Here is a 17,679-nt window from a genome sequence, read left to right as displayed (position 1 = left end):
CTGGAACATGAACCTTGAGCCCGGATCAAAGCGATGAAATGGCAAAAAAAGAGCCGTAACACGCAGCAAACGCTGTCTGTTACGGCTCTCTGTTGTATCTTGGGGCATTTCGCCGATGAGACTATTCCTTCGGATGGATCATTTCCTCTGGACGTACGATCCGGTCAAACTCCTCACCGCTAAGCAGACCACTCGCAAGTGCTGCTTCGCGGAGCGTTGAACCGGATTGATGAGCCGCCTTCGCGATGGAAGCGGCATTCTCGTAGCCAATATGCGGATTCAAGGCCGTCACCAGCATCAGCGAGCGCTCCATATTATCGCGGATGACATCCAGGTTAGCTTCAATACCAATCGCACAGTTCTGATCGAAGGAATCCATGGCATCCGCAAGCAGTCTTACGGATTGCAGGAAGTTATAGATAATCACCGGCTTGAACACGTTCAATTCAAAGTTCCCTTGGCTCGCAGCAAACCCGATGGTCGCGTCATTGCCCATCACCTGGCATATAACCATCGTGAGCGCTTCGCTCTGCGTTGGATTGACTTTGCCCGGCATGATCGAGCTGCCTGGCTCATTGGCCGGAATGGTCAGCTCGCCAATACCCGAGCGCGGACCGCTTGCCAGCCAGCGCACATCATTGGCAATCTTCATCAGATCGGCTGCGAGCGCTTTAAGTGCCCCATGGGCAAACACGATCTCATCGTGACTGGTCAAGGAATGAAATTTGTTGCTGGCCGATGTATAACTCTTCCCGATCTGCAGGCTGATCTCGGCAGCGGTCATCTCACCGAATTTCGGATGGGCGTTAATGCCGGTACCCACCGCAGTCCCGCCAATGGCCAGTTCTCGCAGCGGTTCAACGGCGGATGAGAGCATCAATTCGCACTTCTCCAGCATCCGGTGCCAGCCGCTGATCTCTTGTCCCAGTGTAAGCGGGGTTGCATCTTGCAGATGCGTACGGCCGATCTTAATCAGGTCTTTATATTCATCACTCTTCTTCTCGAATGTCTTCTTCAGACGCCGCAAGGCAGGAAGTACGTTCTCTTCCATAGCGATCACCGCTGCCATGTGCATAGCAGTCGGGAAGGTGTCGTTCGAGCTCTGGGATTTATTAACGTCATCGTTAGGATGAATGCGAAGCGTGCTGTCCTGCTGCTCAAGCAGTTGATTGCCGCGGTTCGCAATCACTTCATTCACGTTCATGTTAGACTGGGTGCCGCTGCCGGTCTGCCATACCACGAGCGGGAAATGCTCGTCCCACTTGCCGTCAACGATCTCATCGGCCGCCGTTGCAATGGCGCTGGCTTTCGCTTCATCAAGCTTACCCAGCTTGCTGTTCACAATGGCTGCACTCTTTTTCAGAATAGCGAATGCTCGAATAATCTCCTGGGGCATCGTCTCGGTTCCAATCCGAAAGTTCTCGGAGCTGCGCTGGGTTTGCGCCGCCCACAGCTTGTCTGCCGGTACCTTGATCTCTCCAATCGTGTCCTTCTCCATACGATAATCCATCCGATTCTTCCTCCTCTTGGCATTCATCATTATGTCAGCGTCAGACGCTTAGTACTCGTCTCTCCTATTATGACACAGACGCGCCGCAGAAAAAAATCCACCCCTGAGGAGTGGACTACAAATAATCTCTTTTAATCTTTTGGATTAGTTCAGGCAAGATCAGGTTGCCTCTTCTTAAGCTCCCTACTCCGTTTCCCCAGCCATTCAAACCATCTGGCGTGACCATCCGTTCGGGCAACGGTCTGCCCGCTGGACTGGCCGCCTGCATAATAATCGATGTGCAGATCGCCATCCCACATATTGTTATACACATGGATGACATCGCGTCGCCGGCTGATCTCCTCCAGATGATGGAGCAGACGGTGCTTGGATTCCTCAGGCATCTGATTGGCGACATGCGTATGAAATACGCATATGACTGCCTCTTCCGGGATTTCCGCAGCAATATCGGGCAGCAGAACGGTCCCGTCACCTTCCATGAACTGCACATCGGACTGCAACTTCAATGCGTCCACGGCATGCTCAAACGTGGCTACGCGGTCATGATGACCCGGCCAGATTAACGAACGCAGCCATAGATAATCCTCCGGATGGCGCACATCGTTCACATGGAGGTCCACCCCCATTCGGTATACAACAGGAGGGCTCTGCGGCAGAAGCAATGGCTGGCGTTGACCCCGAATCTCCGATTGAAGCAGCACCTTGGAATCCGCGCCGCCATAACGCTCATTCTGACCGTAAGCATAGCCGTATCGATCCCACAACAGCTGCAATCCGGCACTCGTGCCAAGCTCGATCAAGGCAAGGGGACGCTGCATTTTATCGTAGATCGAACAGAATACGGGATAGAGGTAGGCACAGCGCCTAACCTCGTTGGTCTGAACGCGCTTGCTCTGCAGTATAGATATGATTTTCTCGCGATGCTGCAATACAAACGTTCGGAAACACGTATAACTTGCACGTATATCCAAGGGTTGCTCCACGAGGCCAGGGTAATAGGCTTGAAGCCGTTCCCCCTTTCCCTGTAAGAGCAAATACTGTACTGCTCCGAACAACAAGTTCGGGACCGGCTGCCCCGGCGAAGCCATCCGGCTACCTGCAGCACTTCTTCATCACCGGCAATCTCACCGGCCAAAAACTCGTATAAATCACTCGATCCGTTACACTCCCGCTCCGCGAAATGGGAGAAAATGCTGGCCAACCGTTCCATATCCATACGCCACGCTCCTTGATGTATAGTAGTATATCGCCTTAACATCATGTTACAACTTTAGCGAGGACGGATGGATTCCGATCTTTTATCAGCCCCATAAGGAAAATATGGAATGTTCAAGTTTGCCCGCTACATCTCCGGGCGATCCAGTTGGTATAACTTCTGGTATCTGGTTGAATGCGCGAGCAATTGTTCATGAGTACCGCGCATCTTAATCTCCCCACGCTCCATAAAGATAACTTCATCCATCTGCTCTACCCCAATCAGATGATGCGTCACCCAGATCAGTGTCCGGTCATGGAGGGTGGTCAAGATTGTGGACAGCAGCTCCGCTTCCGTTACGGGGTCCAATCCCACGGTCGGCTCATCCAGAATAACGATTGGCGTCTGCTGCAGAAGAATGCGGGCAAGCGCGACACGCTGCCGCTCTCCGCCGGAGAACCGTTGTCCCGCCTCCTGCATCCGCGTATGGATGCCATCCGGCAAAGCCGCAAGGAGCGGCTCTAATTGCGCTTGCCGTACAGCTTCCATTACCTCTTCGTCCGAAGCATTCGGTCGACCCAGCCTGATATTATTCTGGAGCGTCGTATCAAACAGATGCGGACTCTGGTTCAATACCGACATAACCGAAGGGATCTCCTCACCGAAACGCGCGGCGGCCACACCGCCTAAGGTCACGCTGCCTGCATCAGGTATCCAAGCGCCTTGGATCAGCTGCAGCAAGGTTGATTTGCCGGATCCGGATCGACCGATGACAGCAACCTTCGCTCCCCGGGGCACATGCAGGGATATCCCTTTTAACACAGACGTATCGGAAGATGTATCTCGATTCGTCGTCCCGGAACACTCCTTCTCTGAGACGTAACTAAAGGACAACTCCTCTACTCTTATATCCATGCCGTTCCCAATCATTACCTGGACCTCTTCCTTACTTAGCAGCGGCAACGTACTCTCACTCTTCTCCTTCGCCGCTCCTTGTTCAATGCCTTGCAATCTGTCGATGGATTGTCGATACCCTGGGATGCGCTCCACCGCTTCGGATACGGGAAGGAAAGCATCCATTAACGGAAACACCGCCAGCACGAATGCCGCAATCAGCGTCACTTCAAGCGCATCGGCAGCGTAAGCCTTACCGGACCAGTAGATAACCGAGACTACCGTAATGCCGACCACACATTGACCAATGAACGTTCGCAGCCGTGCCCACCGTTTGAGTGCACGATCGGTCTGAACCAGCTTCGCTTCATCCGCTTCATACCCGGTTAGAAAATCCGCCTGTCTGCCGCTGACGAACCATTCATGCATACCCAACACGGCATCGGTTAAATTCTGATACAAGGATTTCCTAGCATGCTGTACCTCCCGATTCTTACGCTTCGTGAGCAGCAAAGAGATCAGTGCAGAATCAGAACTAGCACCGAAATATAAAGTGCAAGCAAAAGGGCGAACACGGGATCAAACAGACCGACGGCTACAATCACGCCTGCGTACAAGAGGAGCGCAACCATAGAAGGAAAGACCGTACGGATATACACATCTTGAAGATACTCAATATCATCGGACAGCACACCGAGCAGTTCCCCAGTTTGATAGCGGGAGGATAAGCGCAAGGCTTGCGGCTCCAGAATGCGATATAGACGCAGACGCATGCGCGACAGAATGCGAAGGATCGTGTCATGTCCCACCAGCCGCTCGACATAATGCAGGACGGCGCGGCCGATGCCGAATGCGCGGACCCCGACGGTTGGTACATACACCATCAGAATGTTCTCGGGACGAAGGGCCGACTTGGAGATCAGATATCCGGAAGTGAACATGAGGCTCCCGGCCAGCAGGATAGTCAGTGCTCCGAGCACAATGATCAGCGTAAACCGCCAAAGATTGGCCGTAACATACGGCCGAAACCACGATGCCTGCTTCATCTTGCTCCCTCCCATTGCGATGTAATCATCCGGTAATACATGCCTCGCAATTCCACAAGCTCCTTATGAGTGCCTGTCTCCACCACCCGGCCTTGCTGCATGACGATGATCAAGTCCATATCCCGCATCCAGTGCAGTCTGTGTGTAGCAAGAAATACCCACTTATCCTGGAACAGAGAAAGCATCGTCTCCTTCAGCTCACACTCCGTTTCGATGTCGAGATGAGCCGTTGGCTCATCCAGCAGCAGCACCTGACGCTTGCCAAGCAGCACTCTGGCCAGAGCTACGCGCTGTGCCTGCCCCCCGCTTAAAGCACGGCCGCCGCCGCCAATCCTCTCCTGCAGGCCGTGCGGCAGTTCCCTGGCAAGCTCGGACAACCCTGCCGCCACTACTGCTGCCTCCACCTCGGAAGGCGCAGCTTCCGGCGCATAGAAGCGAATATTCTCCTCCAATGTACCGCTGAATATATAAGGATTCTGCGGCATATAGGTTACCTTGCTGCGCCATGCCGCACGATTGGCATGCTCCAGCCTGACGCCGTTCAGTCTCACATCGCCCCTGGTTGGTGCAGTGAAACCGCCTAGTATATCAATTAGAGTAGATTTGCCAGCGCCGCTCGCTCCAACGATTCCGACCTTGCCTCGACCCGGAATCCGGAAGCTGACATCCTCGAGGGAGGCTGGACCTTGCGGATCATGCTTCATCCGATGCCAGTCAGTTGCAATTCGCTGCGCTCGCTCCATTCGAATGGGGACGCAAACGACTTACCTGCAGATTCCGCTTCCTGCGGTTCCTCTTGATGTTCTGCGATCCCTTCCCCACTTCGGGCATCATGGATCATACGCAGCATCGATTCACCTGCCTGCTTGCCGTCCAGCGTGGCATGGAAGTCAGCTCCCACCATGCGCACCGGGAGGAAAAACTCCGGTGCCAGAATAAGCACGAGCAAGGCAGGCAGTAACTCCAGGCTGCCGTTAATGAGACGCAGACCCAGGTTAACTGCCACCGACGCCACCGACAGCATCGTAAAAAAATCGAGGGCGAAGGAAGACAGGAAGGCGACGCGTAAGGTTCGCATCGTAGCTCGGCGATAACCTTCGCTGACCTGCCGAATGCTCCCCATGTGCTTACGGCTCTGCCCGAGGAATTTCAAGGTGATAAGTCCGCGCAAGGAGTCCACGAAATGATTGGAGAGCATCTGATACGACTCCAGCTGTCCTTCGGTTTGTTTCTTCGCCGCAAGCCCGACAAGAATAAGGAACACGATCAGTATCGGCATCGTCACAAGCAGGATCACCGCCGAGATCCGATCTGTCATGAATACGTACAACCATACGAGTGCCGGCGTAATTGCCACACTCAGCATCCGCGGTACGATCAGTTCCGCATATTTGCGGAATTTACCGATTCCCTCCAGCACGAGCGTAACCAGATTGCCTGTTCCCTCTGTTCTGGCAAAGACCGGTCCTTTCTGGAACAACTCCTTCAACAGTTGGTTCCTCAGACTTGTGCCCGTCTGCTCCGCGAAGCGCTGCGCGATCCCCTGCTGCATTGCACCTATCCCGTGCCGTGCCACAAAAGCCAGCAGAAACAGGGCGATGACTTCGCTCTGTTCCTGCAGCGTCGATCCGGCAAACAAACCGGAGATGGCTTCCGCCAGCCACTTGGCTTGCAGAAGAATAGCCATGCTCTGAGCCAGGTACATGCGGCGACGAGGAAGAATGCCGTCTTGGCGCCCTTATATCCCAGCAGATCCCTCCCCATCAGTATTCCAAATGCTCCTTCTCGTGTACTCGTTTATGAAACACGAAGTAACTCCAGATTTGATAACCAAGTACGAAAGGCAGCAAGGTTAAGGCCGCGATCGTCATGATCTTCAGTGAATATGGCCCCGAGGCCGCATTATAAATCGTCAGATCGAATGCAGCATCCAAGGAGCTGATCATGACACGCGGGAACAGTCCTGCGAACACCGAAGCGACCAGCAAAGCAATGACGGCCCCGGTCATGCCGAACGCCCAGCCATCTCGTTTGATTGTCATGAAATAGCCTCCCATCAAGAAAGCCAGCAGAGCTAGTACAAGCAATATAGCAATCAGCACACCCCGTTGTTCAAAAATATCTGTCATGAAATAGCTCATGACCCCAAATGCAACGAATAAGGCAGCGACCGGAATCAATAGCCTCCGAGCCATCTGGCGTGCCCGTTCCTGTAGGTCCCCTATCGTGCGCAGGGTAGTAAACATAAGACCGTGCAGCAAACACAGCATCACCATTGTCAACCCGCCAACTACCGTATACACATTAACCACATCAAAGAAACCGGCGTACATCTCCATCTCAGCGTTAATCGGCAACCCCTGAATCAGGCAAGCAAACACGACCCCAAGCAGGAACGGCGGAAGTACGCTCCCGGTAAAAATCGCCCCATCCCAAACCTTGCGCCACCTTACATCGTTCACTTTACCGCGAAACTCGAAGGCGACGCCGCGTCCAATCAAGGCAAGCAGGAGGAAGACAAGCGGAATGTAGAATCCGCTGAACAGCGTTGCATACCAGTTCGGGAAGGCGGCGAACATCGCTCCACCAGCGGTCAGCAGCCACACTTCATTCGCATCCCAGAAAGGGCCGATGGAGTTAATCAGCACCCGGCGCTGCATATCGTTCTTGGCCAGCAACTGTGTCGACATTCCGACGCCGAAATCAAAACCCTCCAGGAAAAAGAAACCGATAAACAAGACGGCAACGAGTACGAACCATAATTCGTTAAGAGACAACATCGTATCCCTCCTTCGTAAACGGGTCGATCGTGTGGTGGTCTGCTTCCTCCGCCGCATACGGCCCTTTCTTGATGACTTTCACGAACAGATACGCCATGACGGACGCCAATACCGCATATATGGCCGTAAACATGATGAGCGAGAACAGGATCGAGCCCGCGCTGACATTAGGTGATATACTGTTCTCGGTCGTAATCAATCCGAACACAGTCCAAGGCTGTCGCCCGATCTCCGTCATAATTCAGCCCGCCGTGTTCCCGATGAACGGCAGCGATATGCCGAATAGCATAGCGGTCAGGAACCACTTGCCTGCTCGCTCTACCTTCTGGCGAAGGGCCAGCCAAGTGCCGTACAATCCAAGCACAATCATGAGAGTTCCCGCCGCCACCATAATTCGGAAACTCCAGAAGGTCGTGCGAACAGGAGGAATATAATCGCCCGGACCATACTCTTGTTCATATTGGGCTTGCAATTCCTTCATCCCGATGACTTCGCCCGAAAATTTACTATAAGAGAGGAAGCTGAGCAGATAGGGAATCTTAAACTCCGCCTTGTTCTCTTGCTTGCTTGGATCGATGGACGCGATCACCGTCCAAGGCGCAGGATCCGCACTCGTCTCCCACAACCCTTCGGCAGCCGCCATCTTCATCGGCTGGGTCTCCACCAGGTACTGTGCCTGTTGGTGCCCAAATACTGCAACCAGAATCGAGGTGCTGAGACCCACCACAATCGCAATGTGGAACGACTTCTTGAAGAAGTCCAAATCCTGTTTCTTCATCAGCTTATAAGCACTTACCCCCGCCACAAGGAACGAGCCGGTAGCCAGCGCTCCGAAGATCGTATGCGGAAACTCTACGAGCAGCTGCCCGTTGGTCACCAGCGCCCAGAAATCATTCATCTCGGCCCGCCCGTTGTTAATCTCGAACCCAACCGGACGCTGCATGAACGAGTTGGCAGCCAGAATCCAGAAGGCGGACATCAGCGTACCGAAGGATACGAGCCAGATGCTCAGCAGATGAACCTTCTTCGATAACCGGTCCCAGCCAAAAATCCAGAGTCCGATAAACGTAGACTCCAGGAAGAACGCCAACAGTGCTTCAATGGCGAGCGGCGCTCCGAACACATCCCCTACGAACCGGGAATAGTCGGACCAATTCATGCCGAACTGGAATTCCTGCAGAATGCCCGTTACGACGCCGACCGCAAAATTGATCAGAAACAGCTTGCCCCAGAATTTAGCCATGCGTTTGTAGACTTCTTGACCTTTGATAACGTACATCGTCTCCATGATGGCAATCAGAAATGCAAGCCCGATGGATAACGGTACAAAGATAAAGTGAAAAATGGTCGTGGAGGCGAATTGTATTCGCGCCAGCATAACCGGATCCATATGATACCCCTTCCTTCTCATTCACGTGATCATTGATTGTGCTTCTGTTCGTATTATCACAGAGAACGATCGAAAGGATTGTGATTTACATCACATAAAATCCGTCTTTCAGCATGAAAAAGTTATAAATTTGTGACAAAAATCACGAAGTTTGTGATTGAATTCATAAATTTACCGACCCGCCGACACATCCGCTCTAATCTTGCTTTTCCAATAATGCGCCCATGGTCCGGCTTCCTTCCTTCGTACGAGTTATTTCGGACGCAAAAAAAGACCGCAGAGACATACTCTGCGGTCTACGAAGCAAAATATCAATCTTTGAGCAAGCCAAATAAGCAATCGCTTTATTTATTGGATTAACATCAAATGGATTGTTCTGCTGCACCAAGCTTGATTATTCTACGGCCCGGATCTCCGTCTCCATCAGCCTAAACTCGGTCACATCCGCAATGCCCCGGTTCGTGATCCGGATTTCCGGAATGACCGGGAGCGCAATCAGCGAGAAGGTCATGAACGGTGCATGGATGAAGCAGCCCAGCTCCTTCCAGCCTTCTTCCAGAGCAGCCACCTCTTCGGCCACCGTCTCCACTGGACGGTCTGCCAGCAGGCCGGCAATCGGCATCGCGACCTTCGCCAGCACCTGCCCGTCCCGAACGACGATCATACCGCCGCCGCATGCGGCGAGCTCATTGGCGGCAAGCGCCATGTCTTCGGCGTTGTACCCATGACGAGCAGGTTGTGGCTGTCATGGGCCACTGTCGATGCGACAGCCCCCGATTTCAGTCCGAAGCCGCTGGCAAATCCAAGCGAGATCTGACCGGTTCCACCATGACGCTCGATGCATGCGAGCTGCACCACGTCCTGCTCCAGATCCGGTTGAATAATCCCTTCTTCTACAGCAAGTACGGCCGTCATCTTCGCCGTCCGCGCGCTATTCTCGATCACGCGCACAACGTTCACTTCCGAGCGTGTCGTATCGAATTTACTCTTCAGCGAGAAATCGTCCGCCTGAAGCGCACGCGGCAGGCGAATCGAGTTGAATGCCTTCTCCGGGTATTGATAAGCTGGGAACGGCTTCACGATCTGCCCGTTCTCTGCCACGACCTCTCCATCCGTAATAACAACCGACGGCACCATGGCCTTGAGATCATCGATGAGCAGGATATCAGCTGTCTTCCCTGGCGAGATACTGCCAAGCTCCGTATCCATCCCGAAGTAACGAGCCACATTGATCGTGCCGAGCTGAACGGCCGTTACCGGATCTACGCCTTCTTCAATCGCACGGCGCACCACATGATTCATATGCCCCAGTCTAAGCAGCGTCTGTGGATAAACGTCATCGGTGACAAGCGAGATGTTATCCGTGCGAACCTTATCCTCGGTAATGACCTTGATGACTTCCTTCACATCCTGCCATGCCGATCCTTCGCGGATCATCAGATGCATACCGAGCCGAACCTTCTCCAGCGCTTGTTCCCGCGTCACCGTTTCATGGTCGGAGCTCACTCCGGTAGCGAGATAGGCCTGCAGCATTTTGTCGTCCTCTGCCGGGAAGTGGCCGGTTACCGTCTTTCCAGCCCGAAGCGTTGCCTCGATCTCTCCGCTCATTGTCGGATCACCATACACAACGCCGGGGAAGTTCATCACTTCCCCGAGTCCTGCAACGCCTGGCCAAGTAAGTCCCTCTTCAATGTCAGCCACCCCAAGCTGGGCACCGGCATCCTCGAGATCAAATGTAGCTGGAACGCAGGACGGAATGGTCGTAAATACCTTAAGCGGTAACTGTTGTCCTTCCTCGTGCATCCAGCGCACACCTTCCATGCCGAATACGTTGGCTATTTCGTGCGGGTCCATGTAAATGCCCGTCGTTCCGCTCACAATCGCCGCCTTGGCAAACTCCGTCACGGTTAGCATCGTACTCTCGACATGCATATGTCCATCCAGCAAACCTGGCGTAATATATCGTCCGTTCGCATCGATGACTTGAGTCCCTTCACCGATCGTGTGGTCTGCATGGCCGATATATGCTATTCTGCCCGCAGCCATTGCTACATCGATATGCTGCTGCAGTTCGCCTGTAAACACATTGACCAGCGTGCCGTTCTTGATCACCAGATCCGCTGGCGCCTGACCTAAAGCTACCTGCCCCAATTGCCGGCTGACCTCGTATCGTTTCTGTCTTGTATTTGAACTCATGATGATTGCACGCTCCTCTGAATTAATAAATCCACCTTAACATAGAAGTATGCCCTGATCGGGTGTGCAGAATATAGACACAACAACAGCCCGGACAGCGAATCTGCCCGGGTGCCGTATGTCGATCACATCAAGAATGAGAAGCCTGCGCCTGTTGTATCCGCCTTGCATGGCAGGGCTAGATCATACTTGGATCAATGTATCCCGGCCAGAGGTATTATCTTCTTCTCATCCTTCATGTAGTCAAGTCATTTACGGTAACCTGGTAGAGACGCCCGGGCCCTATTCCCCGGCATATACATTAAGATTGTCTTATGAAAATTAGTTGTAATCGAAGCTATTCATTTTCTTGCATTGTAAGCATTATTAATCTTCCCGTCCTCGAAGTCAAGCCGCTGGAAGGAACTGCATGGCCGGGATAACCTGCTTATACCCACTGCTGCCCCATTCTTTGTACGTTCATCAGCCACCGTTCCCTTGCGGAATCACTCAATTGACGCAGCTTGGTGATATTCGTTGCTCGAACCTTGCCCACTCCACAGAATTTGAGAAGGGAATGCTTCATCATCCGATGACCGGGCTGACCGAGATAATAACGATAATACAAGTATGGTGAATCCATCGTTACGATCAGGCGGGCGGTCTTGCCCTTGAGCAGCTGCTCGGGGAGTGCCGAGTTCTTACGATACTTGAAGGCAAACCCAGGCAGAAAGACCCGGTCGATGAAACCCTTGAGCAGGGCAGGCATGCCGCCCCACCAATTCGGGTAGATGAATACGAGATGATCCGCCCAAGCAATCAACGCTTGCGCTTCTTGCAGATCCGGCTCCAACAATTGCTCGCCCCTGTAGCCACCCGATAAATTCAAATTGAAATCCAACTGTGCCAACACAAGCTCGCGCACTTGCGCACCCGATTCTACCGCCCCTTGAGCATACACCTTCGCCAGATCTCGGCCATAGCTGTTCTCGACCGGGTTACCTTGAATAATCAGAATCTTCTTCACGTTCCATTCCTCCTCATTATTTAGTTAGCAAACACTAACCTCAAGCTAAAAAAGAAAGAAAAGGTCACGACAGACCCTTTCCCAAACTTGTCAAAGCCAACAAATACTTGGTCACTTCAGAAGCCAGTGGAGACAGCGGCTCTTCCAAGTCCCCTTGCATAGTTGAAATCGCCAACTGACTGAATGAACCAACAATCAGCACCGCGGTTAGACGGGTATTCTGCGGTGGAATCTCCTGGCGTGCTACCGCCTGCTGCAAGAGATCCTCCAATGCATCCAGTGGTTGACGTCCTCGGCCCTTCAAGACTTCAGTGAACAATTCGTGCTGCTGCGAGAGCAGCAACAGACCGTAACGATCCTCATCGTAAGACTTCAGTACCTCTGCGATCAGCGCGGTCAGCCGCTCCGCGAACGATCCCTTCAATGAGACATAATAATCGATCAGACGCGTCATGCTACCGCAATACTCCTCGAACGCTTCTGCAGCCACCGCATCCTTGTTCGTGAAGTGCTTGTAGATGGCTGCATCCGTCACACCAGCAGCGGCGCCAATCTCCTTCACGGATACACCGTCTACGCCTTTCTCGGCAAACAGCTTCATGGCGGCATACAGAATATCCTTCTTCTTGCTATCGACATGCGGTTTCTTTTTCATACATATATCATAAGTGAACGCTAACTAAATCACAACATTCAATTTACTCACTACGGCATGTGTCCTGAACGATAGGCGGTTTGTCGGCCTCCGGCAAAAGAACGGTCAGCGTCGTGCCCCTCCCCATCTCAGACCACACGCTGACGCTGCCCTTGTGGGCTTCCACGATCGCTTTGGCAATGCTCATTCCAAGACCCGATCCTTCCATACTCTCCTCCGTGTTGGTACCCCGGTAGTAACGCTCAAACAGATTTATTCGCGTCTCTTCATCCATGCCCACGCCTTGATCTGCGACCATGATGGCTGCGCCGCTCGGTCTTCGCTCAACCCGAACTTCCACCTTGACGCCTTCGGGATTATGCTTGACCGCATTCGAGATTAGATTGTCCATCAGCCGCTGCAGCCACTTGGCGTTGCCATTCACAAACACCGGAGCCTCGCTTCCGATATAGGTAAAGGCGGCCTTCCTTGTCGCATCGTTAACATATTTAAGCACGCAGCGACGCACCAATTCATTCAGATCAAGGCGGGAGAGCTCCTGCGGACGGATCTCGCTCTTAAGATGGAACACAAGCGAGAAGTCGTTGATCAACTCCAGCATATAGTCCCCTTTCTCCCGGATCACGGTTCCCATTTCGCGCAGCTCTACTGGATCCCAATCCTGCGGAGCGCTCTCCAGCATGTAGCCATAACCCTGAATCGAGGATAAGGGTGTACGAAGATCGTGGGAGATGCCCGACATCCACTCTTCCCGGTTCCGATCCAGCCGCTTCCGCTCCCGTTCAATTTCCGCAAGGCGCTCCGCCATGTCATAGAAAGACTGAATGACTTCCTTGTACAGTTTGAATCTTGTGCGAAGCTTCCCGTTTTTGCGGAAGACTCGCTTACGGTCCTTCGGTGTCAATACCTCCTCATATGAGCCGCTGCCCATCCGTTCGAACCAGCCAGTGAACAACAGCAACGGCCGGCTATAGCGGTAACCGTGCCAGATCGCGACGGTCAAGGACAGCAGAAGCACGCACACCATCGTCCAGACGGCCACCCATATCATTTCTTCCATCATCGGCCGCTTGTCCACGGAACCTTCCTGCGGCGTATGATAAATCCATGTGTTAGCGCTTACCGAATCACGGTAAACGGCTATATTCGTCGCGTACGTACCGGGCTGCTCCTGCATGGCGATGATCTCCAGCGGATGGTAGGCCGCCTTCTCTTCATTCGCTCTGCCAATCGATTGAATGACGGTTCCTTGCTCGTCGATGACGTGCAGATAACCGCCGAGCAACGCCAATTCGTCTATAAGCGCAGCTTCCTGGCCCTCTCCAACGACGCCATTCACCTGAAAGTCAGCCACCCAGCCTCGCAGCCGATCCGCTCCCTCGTCGATGCGCCCCATCAGGTACAGCAGCGGATCTTCATACGTTAAGTCCATCTGCCAATCCATCGTGTACTTGCCCAGACGACGCTCCTCCTTGATCTCAAGGAGGCTGCTTACCGAATATTCGGACGGTACGTCCGCAACCGTATTCGTAGCGTGGATGACATTCCCTTCCATATCCACGACCTGAAGCCAGATCGCCCGCTCCTTCAACAACACCTTCCAGCCCTCCGACAGCAAGACTTCCCCATTCTCGGTTACCGTTTCGGAGACGATATTGTTCAAGACTCCCATCGGAAAATTGCGGCGCATCTCATCATCGCCGATATGCTTGATCAGGAAAAACAGCAGCACGATCAGAAAACAAAACATGAATGCGGAGAACGCAATTAATTGATACGTGAAATGAAACGCCAGCCTCCTACGCAGCCTCATCGTCCTCTCTCCTTAACCAGCTTGTAACCCAGCCCCCGAACCGTCAGTAAGTACTGTGGATTGCTCGGATCCTCCTCGATTCGCTCACGAATACGCCTGATATGCACCATGACCGTGTTATCCTCACCCATACCGTCGATACCCCATACCGCTTCATACAACTGCGATTTGGAAAATACGACACCCGGATGCTTGCAGAAATAAAGCAGCAGTTGAAAGACCTGCGCCGGACACGGCACAGGCTCTCCGAGCACCGTAAGCTCCCCGGCGGACTCATCGACCTTGAAGCGGCCGAAATCCCATGTACGCCGCGTGACCGGCTGCGCAGAGCTTTCGGTCCCGATGCCGCCACGGCGCAGTCGTGCTTTGATCCTTGCGGCAATCTCCAGCGGATTAAACGGCTTGGTCACGTAGTCGTCTCCGCCCATCGCAAAGCCGGTCAGAACATCCAGATCCGAGGCTTTGGCGGTCAGAAACAGAATGTGCGGACTTCCATAGGAACGGATGGACGGACACAGGTCAAATCCCGTTCCGTCCGGCAGCATCACATCCAGCAATACGATATCCGCGCCGTGAGCAGCGATTTCCCTTAAAGCTTCCTTGCAGTTTGAAGCCGTGTATATGCGGTTAAACCCTTCCTTGCGCAGTACCATCTGCAGCATTTTTACAATGGAAGGTTCGTCATCAATAATTAATATCCGTGTATGATCCATTTATCCTCACCCGACTTTTATGCTAGCACAGCAACCTTAACAGGAGTTAAACAAATGCTGGAAGTGTTAAGAAAAAGTTAGGTTTACGTTTCCAAGGCGTTTATGGTGAGCTTCTATATTAGATGTTAGAGGTGATATAGATGAATTCAAATAAACGATCCACCGTTGTTGATGCCATTCGGGGGCTTAGCTTGCTCGGCATTCTGATGGCTAATCTGCTGATTTTTCAGTATGGTATGTTCGGCAAAGACGAAATGCATTATTTTCAGCCCACTACACTCGACCGGATCAGCCACGACATGCTGAAGGTATTCGTGGAAGGAAGCTTCATGCCCATCTTCACGTTCCTGTTCGGGTACAGCATGATTAAGATGCGCGAGAGTCTGCTCGCGAAGGGGCTAAAGTATGGGCGCAGCTTCAGTCGCAGATCGATGCTGCTGATTGCGTTAGGCTTATTGCATTCGATCTTCCTGTGGGATGGCGATATCCTGCTGTTCTATGGGGCCATCGGTTTCTTCCTCTTGCTGTTCGTGAAACGAAACGCCAAGACCGTTATCATCTGGGGCTTGATCTTCCTGCTTCTTACTTCGGCGTTCGGATTTGGTTCGATGGACCTACGGCTACGGAGACAACTCGCATGGAGAGCTACGTGAAGCAGTCCATGGAAGTCTACAGCAATGGCAGCTTTGCTGAGATCATGAACTTCCGGAACACTGAAGATCCTCCGTTCGACTTTCCAGCCTGGGTGCTGTTCATTGTTGTTCTCTTCGTTCCCTTGCTTAATGCGCCTATGTTTCTGTTCGGAATGGCGGCTGCCAAACGCGGGCAATTCCTTCATCCTTCGCAGGAGAGCAGACGTTATCTGCGTTGGGCTCTGCTCGTTCCTGTGGGTCTTGGTTTGAAGACGACCGGTGTTATGCTAGGAAAAGACCATGACTGGAGCGGCGTGGGCACCTTACTTGGAGGACAGTTGCTAGCGCTCGGATATCTATATTTGTTCGCGTTCCTATATGCGCACAGTTCAAGAACGTCGCTCGTCATCCGCTCGTTTGAAGCGGTCGGACGGATGTCGTTAACCAATTATCTGATGCAAAGTGTCGTGTGCGTAATGATATTCTACGGATTCGGGCTGGGGATGTTCGGCAAGCTCGGTGTGCTGCAAGGAACGCTGCTAGCCATCGTTATCTATATAGTGCTAGCGATAGGCAGTCTGCTCTGGCTGAAACGCTTCCGCAGCGGTCCGATCGAACGATTGCTGCGCATCGGCACCTACTGGTCCTGGAGCGGAAGAGCCAAACCTAAGACGGTTGCACCTTCGGTAACGACCATAGACTCTTAAGATGAAATCGGTCGGTGCATTCATGTATAATGGACGTACATGCAAGCGGCTAGGTTAATCATGAATGTATCCGTATTACCGAAGGAGGAATCCAGCATGCTGGTTGTTACCAACTCAATTAAGGTCAAGCCGGGCTTCGGCCAAGAATTGGCTCAGCGATTCGCTGAAGCGAAAGGCGTTCAAGAAATTGAAGGTTTCGTGCGGATGGAAGTATGGCATGAGGCGAAGGAGGGCGCGGAATCCGAGGAATTAAAGGTCTCCACCGTCTGGGATGATGAGGAGGCGTTCAAGCGCTGGACCTCCAGCGATTCGTTCCGCCAATCTCACGGTCAGGGCAAGAATGAGAACATTCTGGGCGCATCCTTGAACAAATATGAGCTGTTGATCAGCCATAGCAAGTAATAGATTTACGCTTGGCGCTGCAAAGCGCTGAGCCCCGTAGGTGCCGCTTCATATCCAAGATTCAGCCTGAAGGCGTTAGCCGAAGCTGAATCTTTTTTCATGAAATGGATATATTAAGCGCGACCGGACAGAAGAAAGCACATTCCGATGCAAAGGAGCTTACATCACATGGACAGCACGCATGAGTTTGTGGAAAAAATGAACGAGAATGCCGAAAAGGCACGCCACAACAAAGAAAATCATGGCAAAGGCACGCCGAGTGACAAGTTGCCAGGCAAACAGCACAGCACCAAGAAATAAAACATGCCGCGATCCAAAAAAATGGATCGCGGTTTATGGATTACAAACCTTCCGATGCCTGCTTTAACAAAGATGCCAACTCATCATAATCCACCTGCTGCCCAGCGGTTATTTTGATCGTCTTTCGTTCAGGCGGTCCATCGAATAACGACTCCGGCCAATCCAGGCCACCTGCATTGAATATCGTAAAGCTCACGGCACTCTTCGCAATGCTGATCACCGCGGCATATTTTCCGTTCTTCAGGAAATGAGGTTTTTTATATTGAAGCCGTTCCGTTACTTCCGGGATCGTGCTGTGCACAAGCTCCCGAAGCTGCTCGCTAACCTCGACCTTCCAGGAATCACTCACTGCCGCAATGTAATCCGTCACTTCTTGGCTCATCTTATTTACTCCCTTTCGTATCGTAAGTATCGCATCCCACTTGGATCAAATTACATGT

The 17,679-nt window shown here is 52.6% G+C and carries 11 protein-coding genes, 5 pseudogenes and 1 riboswitch; of the genes and pseudogenes, 4 read left to right on the top strand and 12 right to left on the bottom strand.

What is annotated here, in order from left to right; translation table 11 throughout:
* Positions 1-121 precede the first annotated feature (121 nt).
* The 11 genes and pseudogenes from fumC to JCM10914_RS12030 all read right to left on the bottom strand — a co-directional run bounded on the left by fumC (position 122) and on the right by JCM10914_RS12030 (position 15,198).
* The gene (gene fumC, locus JCM10914_RS12080) at positions 122-1,510 is read right to left on the bottom strand and encodes a class II fumarate hydratase (RefSeq protein ID WP_023961191.1); all 1,389 of its coding nucleotides are present in this window, start codon (positions 1,508-1,510) and stop codon (positions 122-124) included.
* A 149-nt stretch (positions 1,511-1,659) separates the two neighbouring features.
* Positions 1,660-2,726, bottom strand: a pseudogene (locus JCM10914_RS12075) (DUF2332 domain-containing protein).
* A gap of 126 nt (positions 2,727-2,852) precedes the next feature.
* A pseudogene (gene cydC, locus JCM10914_RS12070) lies at positions 2,853-4,645 on the bottom strand (thiol reductant ABC exporter subunit CydC).
* Positions 4,642-6,409, bottom strand: a pseudogene (gene cydD, locus JCM10914_RS12065) (thiol reductant ABC exporter subunit CydD). Before cydD ends, cydC begins: the two co-directional pseudogenes overlap by 4 nt.
* Positions 6,409-7,425: a cytochrome d ubiquinol oxidase subunit II gene (gene cydB, locus JCM10914_RS12060; RefSeq protein WP_023961179.1), complete on the bottom strand. Its 1,017-nt coding sequence runs from the start codon at positions 7,423-7,425 to the stop codon at positions 6,409-6,411. Before cydB ends, cydD begins: the two are co-directional and overlap by 1 nt.
* Positions 7,412-8,815, bottom strand: a pseudogene (locus JCM10914_RS12055) (cytochrome ubiquinol oxidase subunit I). Before JCM10914_RS12055 ends, cydB begins: the two are co-directional and overlap by 14 nt.
* 394 nt (positions 8,816-9,209) lie before the next feature.
* A pseudogene (gene ade / locus JCM10914_RS12050) lies at positions 9,210-11,011 on the bottom strand (adenine deaminase).
* 220 nt (positions 11,012-11,231) lie between these two features.
* A riboswitch (purine riboswitch) is annotated at positions 11,232-11,333 on the bottom strand.
* Between the two features lie 105 nt (positions 11,334-11,438).
* The gene (locus JCM10914_RS12045; protein ID WP_023961167.1) at positions 11,439-12,017 is read right to left on the bottom strand and encodes an NAD(P)H-dependent oxidoreductase; all 579 of its coding nucleotides are present in this window, start codon (positions 12,015-12,017) and stop codon (positions 11,439-11,441) included.
* A 64-nt stretch (positions 12,018-12,081) separates the two neighbouring features.
* Positions 12,082-12,672 (bottom strand): TetR/AcrR family transcriptional regulator, encoded by a 591-nt coding sequence (locus JCM10914_RS12040; RefSeq protein WP_023961165.1) that lies wholly within the window; start codon positions 12,670-12,672, stop codon positions 12,082-12,084.
* A gap of 43 nt (positions 12,673-12,715) precedes the next feature.
* A complete protein-coding gene (locus tag JCM10914_RS12035) occupies positions 12,716-14,485 on the bottom strand; it encodes a HAMP domain-containing sensor histidine kinase (RefSeq protein ID WP_023961163.1) in 1,770 nt (589 codons plus the stop codon).
* Entirely contained in the window at positions 14,482-15,198 is a 717-nt protein-coding gene (locus JCM10914_RS12030; protein WP_023961161.1) for a response regulator transcription factor, read from the bottom strand. The genes JCM10914_RS12035 and JCM10914_RS12030 overlap by 4 nt, the downstream gene beginning before the upstream one ends.
* 140 nt (positions 15,199-15,338) lie before the next feature.
* Here JCM10914_RS12030 and JCM10914_RS31795 point away from each other — a divergent pair, with 140 nt between their 5' ends.
* The 4 genes from JCM10914_RS31795 (at position 15,339) to JCM10914_RS28375 (ending at position 17,239) form a co-directional block, all read left to right on the top strand.
* A complete protein-coding gene (locus JCM10914_RS31795; RefSeq protein ID WP_023961159.1) occupies positions 15,339-15,851 on the top strand; it encodes a DUF418 domain-containing protein in 513 nt (170 codons plus the stop codon).
* On the top strand, positions 15,836-16,537 hold the full coding sequence (locus JCM10914_RS31790) for a DUF418 domain-containing protein (protein ID WP_023961157.1): 702 nt from the start codon (positions 15,836-15,838) through the stop codon (positions 16,535-16,537). Before JCM10914_RS31795 ends, JCM10914_RS31790 begins: the two co-directional genes overlap by 16 nt.
* Positions 16,538-16,633: 96 nt before the next feature.
* Positions 16,634-16,939, top strand: a complete 306-nt coding sequence (locus JCM10914_RS12020; protein ID WP_036717926.1) for an antibiotic biosynthesis monooxygenase — start codon at positions 16,634-16,636, stop codon at positions 16,937-16,939.
* A gap of 168 nt (positions 16,940-17,107) precedes the next feature.
* Positions 17,108-17,239, top strand: coding sequence for a DUF4023 domain-containing protein (locus JCM10914_RS28375; protein WP_036717923.1), 132 nt, complete (start codon positions 17,108-17,110; stop codon positions 17,237-17,239).
* Positions 17,240-17,279: 40 nt separating this feature from the next.
* Here JCM10914_RS28375 and JCM10914_RS12015 read toward each other — a convergent pair whose 3' ends face one another.
* Positions 17,280-17,621 (bottom strand): DUF1801 domain-containing protein, encoded by a 342-nt coding sequence (locus tag JCM10914_RS12015; protein ID WP_023961153.1) that lies wholly within the window; start codon positions 17,619-17,621, stop codon positions 17,280-17,282.
* Positions 17,622-17,679 lie beyond the last annotated feature (58 nt).

The sequence above is a fragment of the Paenibacillus sp. JCM 10914 genome (assembly GCF_001315105.1).
Lineage (GTDB): Bacteria > Bacillota > Bacilli > Paenibacillales > Paenibacillaceae > Paenibacillus_AQ.
Note: the sequence above shows the minus strand (reverse complement) of the source record. Positions and strands in the feature narration are given on the sequence as shown.